We start from the raw sequence: 17,782 nt of genomic DNA on the forward strand, positions 1-17,782 counted from the left end.
ACTACCCGGCGTCGGGGCAGACGACGAACCCGGTCGAATCGCAGTCTCCCGGCAGAAAGGAATGGTGCCGGCTGCCCGCTACGAGGCAACCGGCACCATCACCGGTCAGGCGGCTGGTCCGTAGACCGCCAGCTCGGTGGAGTCCATGAACCTGCAGCCGTTCGCGGTGCCGGGCTGGCCGGCCGCGCAGAGTCCCGCATCCTGCGCCTGCGTGGTCAGCATCGTGTACCGGACGTACTCGATGGCGTCGCCGGTGCCCGCGGCCAGCGCGACCGGGGTGGGCGTGACAGTGCCGGCCGGGAACGTGCCGCTCGCGGCGACGACCCAGGTCGTGCCGTCCTTCGACGTCTCGATCCGGTAACCACTGGTCGAGGCCGTGGCGTCGTCACCACAGGTGGCCGAGGGGTTGACGACCAGCTCCGCGACGTCGACAGCGCCGGACAGGCGGATCACGGCGTTCTGGCCCTCGGTCGCCACGTCGGAACCCCAGCCCGAGATCTGCGACTGGTCGAGCAGCTGACCCGGGCCACAGCCGTACCCCGTGTAGTCGGGACCGGTGGCGCTGATGATGCCCGCGCCGCCGGAGGAGGCCGCCCAGTCCTTGCGGACCGCCCAGTTCTCCGCCTTGGTGCCCGAGTTGATCGACACCGTCTTGACGACCGGGTCGTAGCCGGCGCCCCGCGCGTACACCTTGGCGTACGTGCCCGGGATGATCCCCGAGATCTTGTAGGTGCCGTCTGCCGCCGTGGTGGCGCGGTAGTCACCGGCGAAGCCGGAGGCGTGCCCGCCGAAGGCGATGGTCAGGCCGGACACCGGGGCCTTGGTGTCCTGGTCGGTCACCTTGCCGGTGAGCGTGCCCCGCGGGGTGCTCGCGGCCGGCGGCATCGAGAAGTCCTCGACCGGCTGGGCGTCGTCGCCGTCGATGGCGGCGGCGAAGTAGCCCATGCCCCGCCCGGCGAAGACCTTCCAGATGGTCTTGGCGTTCTTGCCCTGGTCGACCACCAGGTCGGCCGCGAGGATCGAGTTCCGCATGTCCAGGTAGGACGGGTTGTCCGGGGACAGCTCCATGCCGCGGGTGACGATGGACTCGGCCTTCTTGCTGCCGATCGCGCGGCGCAGGTCCCACAGAGTCTGGGCCCAGATCTCGCCGTCCGCGTGCACCTCGGCGCCACGCGACGAGATCTTGCCGAAGTCGCCGTACGTGTAACCGCCGGGGCCGGCCGCCGGGGTGCCGGGACAGGCCGCCGCGACGATGCCGACGGTGCAGTCGAGACCCTCGGTGCGGATGGTGCCGCCGGCCGTCCAGTACTTGCCGATCAGCACGTCACCGGGCTTCGCGGTGTCCTTCTCCAGCCCCGCGGCGTGCAGGTAGTCCTGGGCGTACCAGTCGCTCCAGGCCTCGCCCATCGCGCCGCCCTGGACGTTGCTCAGGGTGGAGTTCCCGGCGGCGTCGACGACGAGCCGGTTCGACAGGCCGTGCGTGTACTCGTGGAACACGACGTCGGACTCGTCACCGGTGTTCGCGGCGACCGCGTCCGGGGCCGGGTTCAGCAGGTACATCTGCATGACCGGCGGGATGCCGTCCGGCGGGGTGTTCATGTTGGCGTTGTCGGTGTGGTCACCGTCGGGCAGACCGTTCAGGGTGTCGGCGCCGTCCATGGCCTGGCCCTGCACCGCGTCGCCGTCCTGCGCCTCGAAGTTGCCCGCCGCCCGGGTGAAGCCGATCGGCGAGGACTTGAGGTGGTCGTGGAAGGTGCCGAGGAACGTGAAGAGCTGCACCGCGTTCTGCTTGCGGTTGACCTGCCACGAGTTCGCCGTCTTCGGGTCCCACGAGCAGGGGTACGCGTCCGAGCAGAGACCGCCCACCTCGTCGTTGAAGTCGACGAACGGGTAGTCCCACCGGCGCACGCCGGACGGGCCGACCTCCTCGGCCGGGTCGGCCAGGTTGTTGTCGTTCACGTCCGAGTAGACGTGCGCGACGTTGCCGGACAGCTGGCGCGCGTTGTCCGGCAGCCAGCCCTTGGCGGTCAGGTCGACCTTCTGCTGTACGCCGCCCTTGGGCGCGCCCGGATAGTTCTTGAACACCCCGGCGGTGTCGCTCGCGATCGTGCTGTGGCGGTAGAGCACCTCGCCGTTGGCCGCGTCGATCACGTGCACGTAGCCCTCGTCGACAACGATCGTCTGCCAGGCCAGGCGCGGGCCCGAGACGGTCTGGAACCAGACCTTCTTGGCCGTGCCGTTGTCGCTGAAGGTGGTCGTGCCGGCCGCGGTCTTGGTGACCTTGGCGGGGGACGTGCCGAAGACGTCCTTGACCGCCGCGGCACGGGCGTCCGTAGCGGTCATCCTGGCGGCGCCCGCCGCGGAGGGCAGCGACGTGAGCGGCGACCCGTCCACCTGCACGAGGCGGCCGTCCTTGGTGACGTGCGCCTTCAGGCCGTTGCCGAACACCGGCACGCCGTCGGCCACCTGCACCCAGCTGAGGTGGTGGGTGCCCGCGACGTCGACATAGTCGCGGCGCAGCTCGAGCGTGGCGAGGTCGGCCGCGTCCAAACCGAAGATCTCGGGATGGGCCTTGATGTAATCGAGCGCGATCGTGGCCGGCTTCTTGCGGCTCGGGCCGGTCAGGAAGCCGTCCAGCTTGGCTACCCGGCGTGGGGTGCCGGTAGCCCGATCGATGTCGACGATGCCCTGCACACCGAGCTGGTTGCGCATCTCCTGCACCGCCGAGGCCGACGGCGCGGCGGCGAAGGCGCGGCTCAGTGCGGCGCTCTTCGATGCGGCCGCCGGCGCTTGTGCCTCGGCCGCGGCGACCAGGTTCTCACGGGAGTCGTAGTCGGCTCGCCGCTGGGAGTTGCTGTCGGTGCCCGCCGTCACGGCGCCTGGTAGTGGCGCGGCCTGTGCCTGCTGCGGCAGCAACGCCGCGAGCAGAAAGACACCGGCGGCTGCCGCTCCCACCCGCCGGGTTGCGGACGGTACGGATAACGGTCTCAATTCAGCCCCTCTCGACCGGGCTAAGCTGCGACCGACTCCGGGGTTGATCCGGTGCCGGCCCGCACCTCACTTGTGTGGCCCGTCGATGGCTGATGCTCTTTGTCCATCGGTGCACATAACTAGAGCTGGATTTGGATCTTTACCAATTCGAGATCACGTCGCGGGGGAAACCGGACAGATCAGCCGCGCCTTTCAAGTCAGCACGATCTATGTGTGCTCACCGGGGCTTCTGTCGTAATCCGTTGCGGACAGTGCGCACGCGTCGCCGATGATCCCCGAGCCGGCGCCTTGTTCAGCTGCACCGTCCGTCGTCGAATCTCGATGCCGGTACGTCATGGTTGCCGCGGCCTGAGGCGGCGAAGTTGTTGCAGCGGCCGCGGAACCGGCTCGCGGGTTCGACGCGGTGGTGGGGACGTTCGAGCAGGCGTTCGCCGCTGGCCATGTGCAGTCGACCATCTCGCGCCGGCGCCGGAGGGGTGTCCCTATGGCTTCGTCAAGCGGTCAAGGCAAGGTTTTCCACTGATCCGCGGGGGAGTTGATCGCGCGCGATGACCAATGGTCGTCGGGCCTCAGTCGGGCAAGGCGCTTCGGAGCTGTCCCGCCTCGGCTTTGAGATCGGCGCCTCCGCTGGGCCTTCGAGCCGCTATCGCAACAGCTGCTGGAATTCGGCTGTGGTGAGGCCGGCCTGTCGGAGGATCGACGCGAGAGTTCCGCGCTTGACTGTCGGGTGCAGGGGGACGACTACGACCCGGCCGTTCGGATGTCGATAGACGGCGTGGCTGCCCTTGGTGCGAGCATGGGCGAAACCTGCCCTGTCGAGGGCGTCCAGCACCTTGCGGAGAGGGAGGTCGGCCAGAGCCGGACTCATGGACTCATGCCGCCGAGGCGATCTGGAACGCGGTTACGAACGGTGTCGCCTCGATTTGGGGCTGAGCAACCTGCTCCAGGTACAGCTCTACCGCTTCACGGAGATTTGCCAGCGCCTCGTCCAGTGACTGGCCTTGGCTGGCCACATCAAGTTCCAGGCAGCGAGCAACGAACCAGTCTTCTTCTTGGTGAACAGCGGCGGTCAGCGTTCGGGTCATCAAGGTCTCCCGCAGGGTGCGCTCAGGTCTTCATTCTAGGCGGCTGCCGACGGCGTCCAGCGTTCCGAGCGTGTCCCGCAGTCGCCGCGGGTTCTCAGCTCGTCCAAGTGGGCGACCATGACTCCGTCACGGGCTTGCCGGGCGTTCTTGCCAGGCGTTGGGTGCGGAAACGATGCGCAGACGGAACAACAGTGCGCATCGATGTCGCCCAATTGTTGATGGCGTTGGGGTGCACGATTGGGTTTGGGGTTACTGAGAGTGATGTGATGAGTTGTAGTGTGACAGCGGTCATGGGAGGGCGTTAGGCTACCGGCGAGTAACAAGCTCACGCCCTGAACGCGTTCATGGTCGGCATCCGTGAAGACACCCACCTTCACGTTCCGCCGTAGGTCCGGCAACGTCGCTAGAACTACATGGGAGTCGATTGATGATCATTGGTGTTCTTGGGGAGTCCAGCCCGGGGGAGAGGCGCGTGGCGGCGACGCCCGCGACCGTCGGGCAGTTGCTCAAGCTGGGATATGAGGTGGTGGTCGAGCCGGGCGCGGGCCGGCAGGCGTCGTTCTCGGACGAGGCGTTCGCCGAGGCCGGGGCCACGATCGGTGAGCCGTACGGCGCGGACGTGGTCTTTGCGATCAACGCGCCCGAGCCGGCCCGGCTGGACCGGCTCGCGGCGGGGGCGACGCTCGTCGGCGTCTTCAACCCGCGCCTCGACGAGGAGCTGGTGGCGGAGTTCGCGCGGCGGCCGATCACCGTGCTGTCGATGGACGCTGTTCCGCGGATCTCGCGGGCGCAGTCGCTGGACGTGCTGTCGTCGATGGCGAACATCGCCGGGTACCGCGCGGTGATCGAGGCGGCGCACGCGTTCGGGCGGTTCTTCACCGGGCAGGTGACCGCGGCCGGCAAGGTGCCCCCGGCGAAGGTGCTGGTGGCGGGCGTCGGCGTGGCGGGGCTCGCGGCGATCGGCGCGGCCGGCAGCCTGGGCGCGATCGTGCTGGCCACCGATCCGCGGCCGGAGGTGGCCGACCAGGTCAAGTCGCTCGGCGGGGAGTACCTGGCGGTGCGGGCGGCCGATGTCGAGGTCTCGTCGACCGGTTACGCCAAGGAGATGTCCGACGACTACAACGAGCGGGCGGCGCGGCTCTACGCCGAGCAGTGCGCCGAGGTCGACATCATCATCACGACCGCGCTGATCCCGGGACGCCCGGCACCGCGGCTGATCACCGAGCGCATGGTCGCCAGCATGAAGCCGGGCAGCGTGATCGTCGACATGGCGGCCGCGAACGGCGGGAACGTCGAGGGAACCGTCGCCGGCGAGGCGATCACCACGGCGAACGGCGTGACGATCATCGGGTACACGGATCTGGCCGGGCGGCTGCCCGCGCAGGCCTCCCAGCTGTACGGCACCAACCTGGTCAACCTGATGAAGCTGATGACCCCCGAGCGTGACGGCCGGCTGGTGCTCGACTTCGACGACGTGGTGCAGCGCTCGATCACGGTCGTACGGGAAGGGCAATTGACCTGGCCCCCGCCGCCGGTCGCGGTGTCCGCGGCGCCGGTGGAGAAGGCACCGGCGGAAGAAGCGCAGGCGGTCAGGAAAGCCGCGGAAGAGCCGAAGAACCGGACCCTTCCTCTCGTCGGTGTGGGCGCGGCGCTGCTGTTCGTGCTCACCGCCCTCGCCCCGGTCGCGCTGCGTGGACATCTGACGGTGTTCGCGCTGGCCATCGTCATCGGCTACTACGTGATCGGGCACGTGCACCACGCCCTGCACACGCCGCTCATGTCGGTGACGAACGCGATCTCCGGGATCATCGTGGTCGGCGCGCTCCTGCAGCTCGGGCACGGCGGCACCGCCGTCACCGCGCTGTCGTTCGCCGCCATCCTGCTGGCCAGCATCAACGTCTTCGGTGGCTTCGCGGTGACCCGCCGCATGCTCGCCATGTTCACCAGGAGCTGACGCCGATGACCATCGAAAAGGCCTCCCAGGCGGCGTATCTCGTCGCCGCCCTGCTGTTCATCCTGGCCCTGGCCGGCCTGTCCCGGCACGAGAGCGCGCGGCTCGGCAACACCTTCGGCATCGGTGGCATGGCGCTCGCGCTGATCGCGACGGTCGCCCTGGCCATCGACGGCGATCTGAGCGGTACGGGCCTGGCCCTGCTCCTGGTCGCCACGGCGGTCGGCGCCGCGATCGGGCTGTACCGGGCCGGCAAGGTCGAGATGACCGGCATGCCGGAGCTGATCGCGCTGCTGCACAGCTTCGTCGGCCTCGCCGCGGTCCTCGTCGGCTGGAACGGATACCTGCACGTCGAGGCGGACCCCGGCGGTGCCGAGGCGGCCGCGCTCGCGAGTCAGGACCTGCTCGGCATCCACAGCGCCGAGGTGTTCATCGGCGTCTTCATCGGCGCGGTGACGTTCACCGGCTCCGTCGTGGCGTTCCTGAAACTGTCCGCGCGGATCAACTCGCGGCCGCTCGTGCTGCCCGGCAAGAACTTGCTCAATCTGGGCGCCCTGGCCGTGTTCGTGCTGCTCACGGTCTGGTTCGTGATCGACCCGCACCTGTGGTTGCTGATCGCGGTCACGGTGGTCGCGCTGGCGCTCGGCTGGCACCTGGTCGCCTCGATCGGTGGCGGGGACATGCCGGTCGTGGTGTCGATGCTCAACAGCTACTCCGGGTGGGCGGCGGCGGCCTCCGGCTTCCTGCTCTCCAACGACCTGCTGATCGTGACCGGGGCGCTGGTCGGATCGTCCGGCGCCTACCTGTCGTACATCATGTGCAAGGCGATGAACCGCTCCTTCCTGTCGGTGATCGCCGGCGGGTTCGGGATCGAGGCGGGGCCGTCCGACGACACCGACTACGGCGAGCACCGGGAGATCCAGGCGGACGCCGTCGCCAAACTGCTCTCCACCGCCCAGTCGGTGATCATCACTCCGGGGTACGGGATGGCGGTCGCCCAGGCGCAGTACGGCGTCGCCGAGCTGACCCGCAAGCTGCGCGACAAGGGCGTCGACGTGAAGTTCGGCATCCACCCGGTCGCCGGCCGGCTGCCCGGGCACATGAACGTGCTGCTCGCCGAGGCGAAGGTGCCCTACGACGTGGTGCTGGAGATGGACGAGATCAACGACGACTTCGCGCGTACGTCGGTGGTCCTGGTGATCGGCGCCAACGACACTGTCAACCCGGCCGCGACCGACGACCCGTCGAGCCCGATCGCCGGCATGCCGGTGCTGAAGGTGTGGGAGGCCGCCGAAGTGATCATCTTCAAGCGCTCGATGGCGTCGGGCTACGCCGGGGTGCAGAACCCGCTGTTCTTCCGCGAGAACAGCGCCATGCTCTTCGGCGACGCGAAGGAGCGCGTGAACGACATCCTGCGTTCGTTCTGACCGGTTCGTTCCAAGAACCTGCTGTCAGGCCCTGAGCTTGCGCCGGAAGAACTCCAGGCTCAGGGCCTGGATGGTGGCGGCCTGACCATTGTCGGCCGCGCCGCCGTGCCCACCCTCGACATTCTCGTAATACGCCACCTCGTGACCGAGCTCGCGCAGCAGCGCCGCCATTTTGCGGGCATGCCCCGGATGCACCCGGTCGTCGCGGGTCGAGGTCAGAAAGAGAATTGGTGGGTACGGACGGTCCGGCGCGACATTGTGATACGGCGAGTAGCCCCGCAGGAACTCCCAGTCGGCCGCCACGTCGGGATCACCGTATTCGGCGGCCCACGACATCCCGGCCAGCAGTTTCGTGTACCGGCGCATGTCGAGCAGCGGGACGGACGCCACGACCGCCCCGAACAGCTGCGGGAACCGCGTCAGCATGACACCCATGAGCAGCCCGCCGTTGCTGGCGCCGGTGATGCCGAGGCGCTCCGGCGTCGTGATTCCCCGGGCGACGAGATCGACGGCGACCGCGGCGAAATCCTCGTACGCGCGAATTCTCTTCTCCCGGAGCGCCGCCTTGTGCCAATCCGGGCCGTATTCGCCGCCACCGCGGATGTTCGCGACCACGTAGGTGCCGCCGCGGGCGAACCAGCCGCGCCCCCACGCGCCGCTGTAACCGGGCGTCATGGAGACCTCGAAACCGCCGTACCCGTGCAGGATCGCCGGCGCGTTCTCCTGACTGCCGACGACGAAGTACGGCACGCGCGTCCCGTCGGCGGAAACGGCGAAGAACTGTCGCACGGACATGCCGGACGCGTCGAAGAACGCGGGCTCCCGTTTGAGGACCTCGGTGCGGCCACCGACGGCGCCGAGGCTGAGAGTGTCCGGCCGGAGAAAGCCCTCGGACGAGATCAGGTACGAGTCGTCGCGGTCCGGGTCGGTCTGAACGATCTCCAGGTCATCGGTCCCGGATTCACCGTCCAGCGGCTCGCGGCGCCAGCCGTCCTCGCCGGGGTACAGGACGAACGCCCGGGTGCGTACGTCGGTCATCGTGACCAGGAGCAGGTGGTTACGCGTCCACGCCCAGGAGCGCAGCGACGTGCGCGGGCCTGGCTCGAAGAGGACGGTCAACCGCCGTACGCCGGAAAGGAAATCGTCGAAATCGGTCACCAGCAGTGCCCCGGGCGGATAGGTCGTCCCGTCGACCGTCCACGCCGAGCGCAGGCGGAGCAGCAGCCACTCGCGGTGCCAGTCACAGCCGGCGTCCTCCGGAACGGCGAGCCGCACGAGGTCCCCGCCCGGCGAGCGCAGGAACACGTCACGCCGGTAGAAGTCGACCAGCCTCAGGACGTGGTCACGCACGAACCCGGGCGTCGGATCATGACCGGCCCAGACCTCGACGTCGGCGGCCCGGCCCTCGAAGACCACGTCGGCCTCGGCGAGCGGCGTGCCGCGGCGCCACCGCTTGACGATCCGCGGATAGCCCGACGACGTGACCGAGCCCGGGCCGAAATCCGTTGCCACGTAGATGTGGTCCACGTCGATCCAGCCGACGTTCGTCTTCGCCTCGGGCAGCGTGAACCCGCCGGCTTCGAGGAAGGTCCGGGTCGTCAGGTCGAACTCGCGGACCACCACCGCGTCGGCGCCACCCCGGGACAGGCTGATCAGGCACCGGTCGTAACCCGGCCGCAGGACCGTCACGTCGTTCCAGGTCCAGTTCGTGCCCTCGGCCGCGTTCAGCGCGTCGACGTCGAGCAGCACCTCCCACTCCGGCTCGTGCCGCCGGAACTGCTCGGGAGTGGTCCGCCGCCACAGGCCGCGCGGATGATCGGCGTCCCGCCAGAAGTCGTAGTAGAGACCGTCACCGCGCCAGCCCGGATACGGGATGCGCTCCTTGCTGTCGAACGTCTCCAGGATCGCGTCCTTCAACTGCGCGAACTCCGCGCCGGCCCCGAGCGCCGCCAGCGTCTCCGCATTCCGCTCGGCGACCCATCGCCCCGCCTCGGGCGAGTCGAGCTCCTCCAGCCAGAGATAACGGTCGTCGTCCGCCACGGCCACCCCCAGCCTCGGTCAGTGACTCCACAATCGCATCCCGCCGAGTCATCCGCACCGGCCGAGGCCATCGGAGCGGGCTACCTCGTGGCCGCGATCAGGTGAGCTTCATGGCGTTGATGAGGTCGACGGTGTCGGCGTCGCGGTGTCGGCCTCACGTCCGGGCCACCTCGGCGAGGCGGGCATCACCGGTGGCCAGGAGATCGGCGTAGACCATCGGCCAAGGGGCGTTCTGGGCCTGCACGACCGGATCCTCCTCGTCGGGGCGTAGCTAGGTTCAGACCTTTCAGCGCTACGACGGCCGATGACTCCTCGACGGTGATGCCAGGTTCGCGCAGGCGCTCTTCGGCGAATCCTGGGAGACGCTCCGCAGCGTCCGCGCCGACCCGTGTTCGGTTTCCAACGTCGTTCAGGTTCTCTGAACGCGAGTAAAAACTGAACAGAGCCGCCCGCTGCTCAAGGGCGGGAAAACAAAAACGCCCGGACCGAAGTCCGGGCGTTGTTCAAAGGGTGGAGCTGAGGGGACTCGAACCCCTGACCCCCACACTGCCAGGGGGGTCCTCGGTGATCTTGGCTGAGCTGCAAGCCGCTGACCTCGCCAGACTCGACTTGGCTTACCGTAATTCCCCGCCACTTCCCGTCGATGACCGGCCGTCCTGGCACGGATCTGGCACGCGCCTGATCTCCAGACCGCGTCCGTGTGGATCCCGTAGACTCGATGCTTGTTCGGTGTTCGGCCGCATGCCACCGAACACAAGAGGCGGTTTCGGTACGAAAAATAGGAGCGTGATGAGCACTGTCGTCACGGCGATGGCCACGAGGACAGGCTCTGCCCACTCCTTCCGCCTGCGTACACACAGAAGCACGACTCCGAATACAACTCCCAGGACGAGCCAGCGAGCATCGATCAACATGGCGAAGACCTCTCATCGGATCTACTTGCCGCCGAACGCCCCGCCCTCTGGGCGGCGTTCGGAGCCGTTCGGCTTGTTCGGTGGCTACCGTACATACCGAACGCCATGGTCACAAGGACGAATCAGGGGCCCTCGATGAGTGGCAACCGTGACGAGCGTGGCGGTCTCGCCAGTACGCCTTCCGCAACCTTGACTCTTGGGCAAGCGCTCCGAGAGCTTCGCCGGCGCGCCGGAATTAGTCTTGCTGAACTTTCTAAGCGGATTCACTACTCAAAAAGTTTTCTGTCTAAGGTTGAAAATGGCCATCAGCGTCCCAGTCCGCGCCTTGCTCAACTAATCGTGGAGGCGCTTGGTGGCGATTGGTCAGAGATCTCAAGGATTTATCTCAACGAAACCGCCGAACCGAGACTTACCTTAGGCGAGGAACTCCGTGCATTACGACTGGACGTGGGTCTCAGCCTGCGTGCGGTTGCTAGTGAAGTGGAATACGGCGCTGCTTCATTAAGCGACGCGGAAAACGGTAAGAGCGTGCCAAGATGGGAAATGGTAGAAAGGGTCGTCACCTATTTGAGTGGCGACGTTGAGAAGTTCCGTCGGCTCTACCGGCTAGAGTCTGCACCGCTCGATGCTGTACCCGAAGTGAGCAATAGCTCTAAGCAGGCACGCGAGTACCTTGATCCTTACACTGAGGGCATAATTTTCGGCCTTCTTACGGCCGACGTTCCACATAGCATTCTTGCTGCGATGGGAGAGGCTGCAAGGCTAGCCCACTCTTCACCCACAGCAACTCTTGCTCTAACGAGGTCGGTTATTGAAGCCATAAGCACGGACCTAGGTCATCATGACCTCAGGGCAAGTCAAGCGTTAGGCGCATTGTTTGAATCTCATAAAATAGACGCGAAGCTCAAGTCATGGGGTGATCGCGTAGTGAATGTAGCTAACTCGGCCCTTCACAATGTGGGAGGAAATTCCAGCCTTGAAGGTGCTCGTGAGGCAGTTATCTTCTTAACCACATTAGTATCCAAAATCTACATCGTGGACACGGGTTACGAACGTTTTGAATTAGGCCAACGCCAGTAGCCACAGCTACCCCTTGACCGCCCGGCTGGGACGAGATCGCAACCCCTTGACCCCCAGGCAATTTATGATCTTGGATCAGCTTGGTCAACAATCCTTTGACCTGCGCACCTCCGTCCACGATCGTCCGCGGACGTCTGGCAGGGATCACTAGCGTTGTCACCCAGTTAGTCACCCACTCAAATCAGCTCGACGCCGCGGCCCCGACTTGCTTTGCTAGCCGTAGCACTAGTGAGCACGCCTGCACACACCCCGAGCATCAGGGCGAGTAGGCCGATTAAAGGCGTAATTTTGTCGGCAAATCCGAAAAGCCGGGCGGAGATGCCTAGAGTGACGAGCGTGACACTAAGAACGATTCCAAATCTGACCGCCCATCTCTGCGCCTTCTTCTGCCGGGCATTCCTCATGCCTTCTAAGTCCCCTACTGGACGAGAGAGCCCCGCGATACGCGACCGGACTTCAACAGACACTTTTTCGGCGTCAAGAAGCAGTTGGACGGTGAAAGCTTCGCCCGAATTCAGCAGTCTCGGACTAAAGGCAATAGAGTCGTCTGTTAACTTCGCTTCATCTGTCAGAAAATTGGCTTCAGTAGGCCGGTCGACTATCGTCGCATCGAGGATATTCCCACCTTCGACGCTTATCTGGATAGGTTCGTAAAGATCCTGCCAGGATATTGCCTCAGTCCCCGTGTTGGCGATTTTAACGACGATTAGCCTTGGGTGGCTGAGATGTTTACCCTTCCAAATCATTTGCATATTTACCGAACGGGCAGCCTGCGCCGCAGCAATAGCATTATTGCTTACGACCCGCCAGTCTAAAGTCTTTGTCTGTTTGCTACGGATGTAAAAATAGGCACCCGTCACAATGCCTGCGATGCCTAACACCGTTCCAACGAGGAAGCTAGTGTTGTCCGAAACCCAGTTAGAAGCGGCCACCATGCCTGCGTCTCCATCCGTCGTCCTCGGCATCAAGATACGTCGCTCCAGGCTTGAAAGCTGCGAACCTACCGTCACCATCGACCCGCCCACCGCGCGGGAGCGGCCCGCGGCGTCAAGACGGCCTTGACGCCGGGTCGGTGAGGTCGCACAAGTCGGGGACAGGGGTGGCGGCACGCGCCACGATGCGGGCAGGCCACTGGCCTGCCCTTAACCTCTGTTCGCTAGGGCCGCAGAGGCTCACGACTCAAGGGCGGCCGCTTGCGGCCGTCGCTTGCGACGCGAAGCGCCCTTGATCGTGAGGGCGGCCCGGACACACTGCGCGCCGCCACCCCAGGCACCGACGGCCGTGATTCGCGCTGCGGCCCGGCGCGGCAGCTCGGCCGCGCCGCCCTAGCCGCACCGGGTCGGCTGCCGGCCCAAACCCACCAGCCCAACCCCCACCAGCTGGCCTGTCGTCGACGCGGCCCGATCCCGCTCTTACACGCCAGCCGACGGGCTGCCTGCGTGGCGGTCGCGTGCGCCAGCTAAGCGACCAGCACGCGCCCAGGCGGCGGCGTGAGCGGCCCGTTTCGGGCCGCCTTGAAGACGTACAGAAAGTTTGAACAAGATCCGGCAGTCGACCGGCCACTCCGCGCCCCCTATGGCACTTGCCCCGTAGCAGTTACCGTCAATGCATGTCGCTGGTCTCCTGGGCCTACCAAACTTCCGAACGGACGCTCGCGCCAGTGCTGCCGCGTCGCTGGTCTCATGTGCAAGGTGTCGCCGCGAAGGCTCGCACCGTGGCTGCGGCTGTAGGCGATGACGCTCCTTTGTTAGAAGCGGCTGCGGTACTCCATGACATCGGTTACGCGCCTGATCTCGCCCGTACAGGCTTTCATCCTCTCGACGGCGCTCTCTTTCTTCGGTCGATTGATGCACCCGAGCGCTTGGTTCATCTGGTCGCGCATCATTCTTGCGCCATCCGCGAAGCCCGGTTGCGAGGACTGGAGGACGAGTTAAGTGAGTTTCTTGACGAATCTTCACCGATCCGAGATGCCCTCTGGTTCTGCGACCTCACCACCACGCCCGACGGTGAGCCCACGACCTTCGACGACCGAGTGGCAGAGATCAAACAGCGCTACGGCCAACACCATCTAGTGACGTCCTTCATTGCGGAAGCTGCGCCTGATCTACGAGCAGCTATCTTCCGGACATCGAAGAGGTTGCGGAGCAGCTCAGAGCGCTCTTGATCAGCCATTGAGGACAATCGGACATCTCTAAGGGCTTTTTCCGCTGCGATAGCTGTGGGATCATTGAAGCATGGTATCGGGATCGATTGGCGAACGGATAGCTGCATACCGTCGGCGTAGGGGTCTGAGTCAGACGACCCTCGCTGGCCTTATCGGCCGGTCAGAGTCTTGGCTTTCGCAGGTTGAGCGCGGCGTCCGATCGGTCGACCGCATGTCAATCCTGCTCGACATGGCCAAGGTACTCCATGTTGACGTTGAATCGCTCACGGGCAGGCCGTGGCAGTACGCGCCGAATGGCGGCACTACACCAGCAGACCTCGACGATGTTCGTCGTTACTTCGCTCGATACGATCACCTGCTCGGTGAAGATATCGCCACCACCATTACCTCAGCGAGCCTACGTTCTATTGCAGCTAATGCACATCAACGGTACCAAGCGGCAGAATATGAAGGTGTTGTGACTGACCTTCCCGAAATTCTTCTTGCCGCCGACTCGCTTCACCGCGTCGAGGATGTAGACGATCGTCGGGAGATGCTTCTTAGCTACGTATCCACTTACGTTATGGCTGCTAAGTTACTCACGAAGATGGGCGCTGCCGACTTGGCTCAACTAGCCGCCGATCGCTGTGCGAATGCAGCTCTTGAAGCGGGTTCCCTGGAAGCTCAGGGCATGGCTGCTTATCAGGTTGTCTGTGCGCTTCTGAGGGCTGACCGTCCGGAAGACGCGGAGAATCTCGCCCTCAAGATGGCGTCGCGTCTCTCGTCTCAAGCCCGGTCGGATGCTCCAAGCCTAGTGTCCGTGGCGGGCTCGCTGTGGCTGATCAGTGCCGTGATCGCTGGGCGGCGAACAGATCGGGTGGAGGCATACGGTCGTCTGGATCAAGCCGAGCACCTGGCCGAGATGCTCGGTCATGACGCCAATTTCGCCTGGACAGCATTCGGTCCCACGAATGTGGCGATTCACCGCGTAAGCGTCGCTGCCGAGTTGGGTGACGCCAGAGAGGCTCTTGAAGTAGCGACCGCAGTTGATCCAGATGCTCTGCCGGCCGGACTCAACAGCCGACGCGCCCAGGTGTACCTCGACCTCGCGTGGGCTCAAGCGCAGCGCAAGCGAGACTCAGAGGCGATCTTGCACCTCTTGGAGGCAGAGCGAGTCGCGCCTAACGCGATCCGCTATAACGTTGTCGTCCGCGAGATGGTCCGCGAGATGCTGACTCGTTCGAAGCGAACGAAGTTCACTGCTCTGCACAACCTAGCGGTACGTGCCGGTGTCCTTGACTGACAGACTGGATCTATGCCGGTAGTAGCTCTCATCGTCTGCGGCGCTCCGCTCGCCCGTCGCGTAGGTGACATGGCACATGCACTTGTGGAGGCGGGTTGGCACACCCAGGTTGTTGGTACGCCTATGGCAATAGACTGGGTCGACCCCGCCATGCAGTCCGCTCTCGACATCCGCTTCGATTTCCGGGCACCCGCTCAGCAGCGAGTTCGCACGGATATTGATGCGTTGATCATCTGCCCGGCCACCTTCAACACTGCGAATAAGATTGCTGCTGGCATAGCAGACAATTACGCAGTGAGTCTTGCATGCGAGTCGATTGGCCAAGGACTTCCTGTGGTCATGGCACCAATGGTCAACAATAAGCTATGGGGTCACTTCAAGTGGGAGTCAACTCTCGCAGCCCTGACTCAGGCCGGAGTAAGGCTACTTGACATTCAGACTGGCAAACCTGGCACTGACCCCGTGGAGTCTGGCAGTGGCAAAGCCGTAGTATCTAGGTTTGATCCTTCTTGGCTGCCAAATGCACTGATGCACGCGCGTAACTAGTCATCTAGTCCCACTTCAATGAGGCGACCCGCACAAAAGTGCGGGTCGTTTTTTATTGCCAGGAGATCGATGCATGTGAGGGGAAGCTTCTTGCAGAGCACTCGTCCGCAGGGGACGCGCTCAAGACAAGGAGGTTTCCTCGTGAAGCTGTACGTGGACACGACCGGTAAGCAGGTGACGGTCTCGAAGCAGACCGAGCCGAAGAACGACCAGAACGGCAACCAGCGTTCCGAGAAGAACACTGGCCGGCTCATGTGGTCCACCCAGGTCTTCGTGCTCGACGAGACCGGTGGCGAGGTCATCACGGTGACGACGGCGGGAGAAAAGCCGAACGTCTCCGTGGGGCAGCTCGTCGCTGTCGAGCAGTTGGAGGCCATTCCGTGGGCGACCAACGGGCGTAACGGCGTCGCGTTCCGCGCGGTGTCGCTGAAGCCGCTCCAGGCACCCTCGGCGAAGTAGGCGCTTCGCAACCTAATCCGTACTCCCGCCACAGTGTCCGTGGCATGTCTCATCTGGGCAGCCTTTGCTGCCATATGCCTGCTCATTCATCGGATGGCCGGAGCGATATTCGTTCCGGCCTCCGGCCGCACTATGCGGCCACACCCTCATTCTTCTTTGCGAAAGGAATTGTCATGTTCCGTTACTACATCTCGTTCTCTCACCAGTCCCCCGTCAACGGGTTTGGCATCGGAGCCGCCGACTTCACCTTCGATGGCCCGATCTCATCGGCCGACGATGTCGCCGCCATCCGGGCGGATCTTGCTCGTCAGGGCTACAGCAATGTCGCCATTCTGGGCTTCTCGCGGTACACCGCGAAGCCGAACCCCCAGCGCAACAGCGCTGACACTCGCGCTCCGCGTGGGCGCTGATCACCAGTAAAAAAGCGCGGGGCCGGTTTCGGTCGCATACCTTCCGGCCCCACGCCTGAACCCATCCAACCCGCAAGGGAGGACGTGTCGTGTCCAAATCTACCCGTCCCGGCCGTTCTGGGCGAGGCTCCGGAACTGTCACCGTCATCGAGCAGCGCGTACACCGCTCCGCTGCCGAGAACGCCCGCTTCGCGTTCATCCTCACCGCCATCGTGACCGCCCTGGTCACCCTGGTCGTGGCCAAGAGCCACATGCACCCGCTGCTGGCCGCGTTCGTCGCGATCCCGGTCGCCGCTGTCTGCGGTGGCATCATCTGGGCCCTGGTGCGTAGCTGGCCGGTCCTGCGACTCATCTGGTGGTGGACCCCCGAAATCCTCGCCACCGTTCTCACCGCCTGGGGTTGGACCGTTCTGGCCGCCAGCACCCCTGGGCTGCTCACCGCAGCCATCCTCGCCGTCATCGTCGGCGTCCCGGCCGGTGTGCCGGTCCTACGGCGCTGGACCGTCGCCCTGTTCTGGTGTGTCGCCGTGCGGCACCGCCTGCGGGTGTGCTTCTCCCAGTTCATCATCACCAACCGTTCCGGCAGCCTCCCGCTGATCCTCGGAGCCCGGCCGACACCGATCGGCGAACGCGTCTGGGTCCTGCTGCGGCCCGGTCTCTCCCTGACCTACCTAACGCAGCAGCTCGACAAGATCGCTGTTGCCTGCCACGCCTCCTCGGTCCTGATCGAACAGGCCGGACGCGGCAACGCCGCCTTCGTGCGCTTCGACATCAAGCGTCGCGAAGTCCTCACCGCCTCGGTGAACTCCCCGCTGATCGACGTCATCGACCCCGCCATCCCGCTGGATGACAAAGAGCCGGCCACCGTCACCGGCCTCGACCTGCCCGACGTCGACGACATCCCGGCCACCACGCCGGACAAGCCCAAAGCGGCTGCCAACAGCCGGAAACCGGCCACTGCTGCCGCCACCGACGGCGACGACATCAACGAGTGGATCTAAACCTTGAAGGAGCGATTCTGATGATCGACCTCAACGCCGTCGACCGCGACATGGTCAGGAACTGCTACACCCCTCGGCAGGTCTTCGTGAAGGCCGAAGCCATCGCCCGGACCCGCACCGCCCGCGACGTCATCGCGTACCTGGTGCAGACGGCCGTCAACCTGTCGGCCATGGCCTGCAAGCTCAGCGAGGTCTACACCGAGGACATCTTCCAGCCCGCCGCGACCGATGAGGCGGGTCTTTTCCCGTACCGGCATCAGGTCCTGGCTGCCGCCTCGACCTGCGCACACAACGCGGCCCTGTTCATGCAGGAAGCCCAACGCCGTCCCGTGCGCCGTGCCGACGGTTACGACCCGCTGATCGTGTCGCAACCGGCATAGCCCTGCTGGCCCAGAACGCCCATCACCGTGCTGGGCCACACCTACCGCCCAG

The 17,782-nt window shown here is 65.1% G+C and carries 16 protein-coding genes; 10 read left to right on the forward strand and 6 right to left on the reverse strand.

Going from position 1 to position 17,782, the window contains the following annotated elements:
• Positions 1-105 precede the first annotated feature (105 nt).
• The 3 genes from Acy02nite_RS10875 to Acy02nite_RS10885 form a co-directional block, all read right to left on the reverse strand.
• Positions 106-2,955, reverse strand: a complete 2,850-nt coding sequence (locus Acy02nite_RS10875; protein ID WP_203739824.1) for a M36 family metallopeptidase — start codon at positions 2,953-2,955, stop codon at positions 106-108.
• A gap of 679 nt (positions 2,956-3,634) precedes the next feature.
• A complete protein-coding gene (locus Acy02nite_RS10880) occupies positions 3,635-3,859 on the reverse strand; it encodes a type II toxin-antitoxin system HicA family toxin (protein WP_203739825.1) in 225 nt (74 codons plus the stop codon).
• A gap of 4 nt (positions 3,860-3,863) precedes the next feature.
• A complete protein-coding gene (locus tag Acy02nite_RS10885) occupies positions 3,864-4,076 on the reverse strand; it encodes a type II toxin-antitoxin system HicB family antitoxin (protein ID WP_203739826.1) in 213 nt (70 codons plus the stop codon).
• Positions 4,077-4,503: 427 nt separating this feature from the next.
• On the opposite strand from Acy02nite_RS10885, the gene Acy02nite_RS10890 reads away from it, so the two are divergent.
• Together Acy02nite_RS10890 and pntB are read left to right on the forward strand one after the other, a co-directional pair.
• The gene (locus Acy02nite_RS10890; protein ID WP_203739827.1) at positions 4,504-6,030 is read left to right on the forward strand and encodes a Re/Si-specific NAD(P)(+) transhydrogenase subunit alpha; all 1,527 of its coding nucleotides are present in this window, start codon (positions 4,504-4,506) and stop codon (positions 6,028-6,030) included.
• Positions 6,031-6,035: 5 nt separating this feature from the next.
• Positions 6,036-7,454 carry a Re/Si-specific NAD(P)(+) transhydrogenase subunit beta gene (gene pntB, locus Acy02nite_RS10895; RefSeq protein WP_203739828.1) on the forward strand — a complete coding sequence of 473 codons (1,419 nt, stop codon included), beginning with the start codon at positions 6,036-6,038 and terminating at the stop codon, positions 7,452-7,454.
• 24 nt (positions 7,455-7,478) lie between these two features.
• On the opposite strand, the gene Acy02nite_RS10900 is transcribed toward pntB, so the two are convergent.
• Positions 7,479-9,494 carry a prolyl oligopeptidase family serine peptidase gene (locus Acy02nite_RS10900; protein ID WP_203739829.1) on the reverse strand — a complete coding sequence of 672 codons (2,016 nt, stop codon included), beginning with the start codon at positions 9,492-9,494 and terminating at the stop codon, positions 7,479-7,481.
• A gap of 154 nt (positions 9,495-9,648) precedes the next feature.
• Positions 9,649-9,738, reverse strand: coding sequence for a type IV toxin-antitoxin system AbiEi family antitoxin (locus Acy02nite_RS10905; RefSeq protein WP_203739830.1), 90 nt, complete (start codon positions 9,736-9,738; stop codon positions 9,649-9,651).
• A gap of 805 nt (positions 9,739-10,543) precedes the next feature.
• Between Acy02nite_RS10905 and Acy02nite_RS10910 the strand changes: the two genes are divergently transcribed.
• Positions 10,544-11,488 (forward strand): helix-turn-helix transcriptional regulator, encoded by a 945-nt coding sequence (locus Acy02nite_RS10910; protein ID WP_203739831.1) that lies wholly within the window; start codon positions 10,544-10,546, stop codon positions 11,486-11,488.
• 176 nt (positions 11,489-11,664) lie between these two features.
• On the opposite strand, the gene Acy02nite_RS10915 is transcribed toward Acy02nite_RS10910, so the two are convergent.
• Positions 11,665-12,501 carry a hypothetical protein gene (locus Acy02nite_RS10915; protein WP_203739832.1) on the reverse strand — a complete coding sequence of 279 codons (837 nt, stop codon included), beginning with the start codon at positions 12,499-12,501 and terminating at the stop codon, positions 11,665-11,667.
• Between the two features lie 596 nt (positions 12,502-13,097).
• On the opposite strand from Acy02nite_RS10915, the gene Acy02nite_RS10920 reads away from it, so the two are divergent.
• The 7 genes from Acy02nite_RS10920 (at position 13,098) to Acy02nite_RS10950 (ending at position 17,730) form a co-directional block, all read left to right on the forward strand.
• Positions 13,098-13,652 carry an HD domain-containing protein gene (locus Acy02nite_RS10920; protein ID WP_203739833.1) on the forward strand — a complete coding sequence of 185 codons (555 nt, stop codon included), beginning with the start codon at positions 13,098-13,100 and terminating at the stop codon, positions 13,650-13,652.
• 70 nt (positions 13,653-13,722) lie between these two features.
• A complete protein-coding gene (locus Acy02nite_RS10925) occupies positions 13,723-14,934 on the forward strand; it encodes a helix-turn-helix domain-containing protein (protein WP_203739834.1) in 1,212 nt (403 codons plus the stop codon).
• A 12-nt stretch (positions 14,935-14,946) separates the two neighbouring features.
• Complete coding sequence (locus tag Acy02nite_RS10930; protein WP_203739835.1) at positions 14,947-15,480, forward strand: flavoprotein; 534 nt, start codon at positions 14,947-14,949, stop codon at positions 15,478-15,480.
• Positions 15,481-15,621: 141 nt separating this feature from the next.
• Positions 15,622-15,939, forward strand: a complete 318-nt coding sequence (locus Acy02nite_RS10935) for a hypothetical protein (protein ID WP_203739836.1) — start codon at positions 15,622-15,624, stop codon at positions 15,937-15,939.
• 173 nt (positions 15,940-16,112) lie between these two features.
• A complete protein-coding gene (locus Acy02nite_RS10940; protein WP_203739837.1) occupies positions 16,113-16,349 on the forward strand; it encodes a hypothetical protein in 237 nt (78 codons plus the stop codon).
• An 89-nt stretch (positions 16,350-16,438) separates the two neighbouring features.
• Positions 16,439-17,350 carry a hypothetical protein gene (locus tag Acy02nite_RS10945; RefSeq protein ID WP_203739838.1) on the forward strand — a complete coding sequence of 304 codons (912 nt, stop codon included), beginning with the start codon at positions 16,439-16,441 and terminating at the stop codon, positions 17,348-17,350.
• Between the two features lie 20 nt (positions 17,351-17,370).
• Positions 17,371-17,730 carry a hypothetical protein gene (locus tag Acy02nite_RS10950; protein ID WP_203739839.1) on the forward strand — a complete coding sequence of 120 codons (360 nt, stop codon included), beginning with the start codon at positions 17,371-17,373 and terminating at the stop codon, positions 17,728-17,730.
• Positions 17,731-17,782 lie beyond the last annotated feature (52 nt).

It is taken from the genome of Actinoplanes cyaneus (assembly GCF_016862095.1).
Lineage (GTDB): Bacteria > Actinomycetota > Actinomycetes > Mycobacteriales > Micromonosporaceae > Actinoplanes > Actinoplanes cyaneus.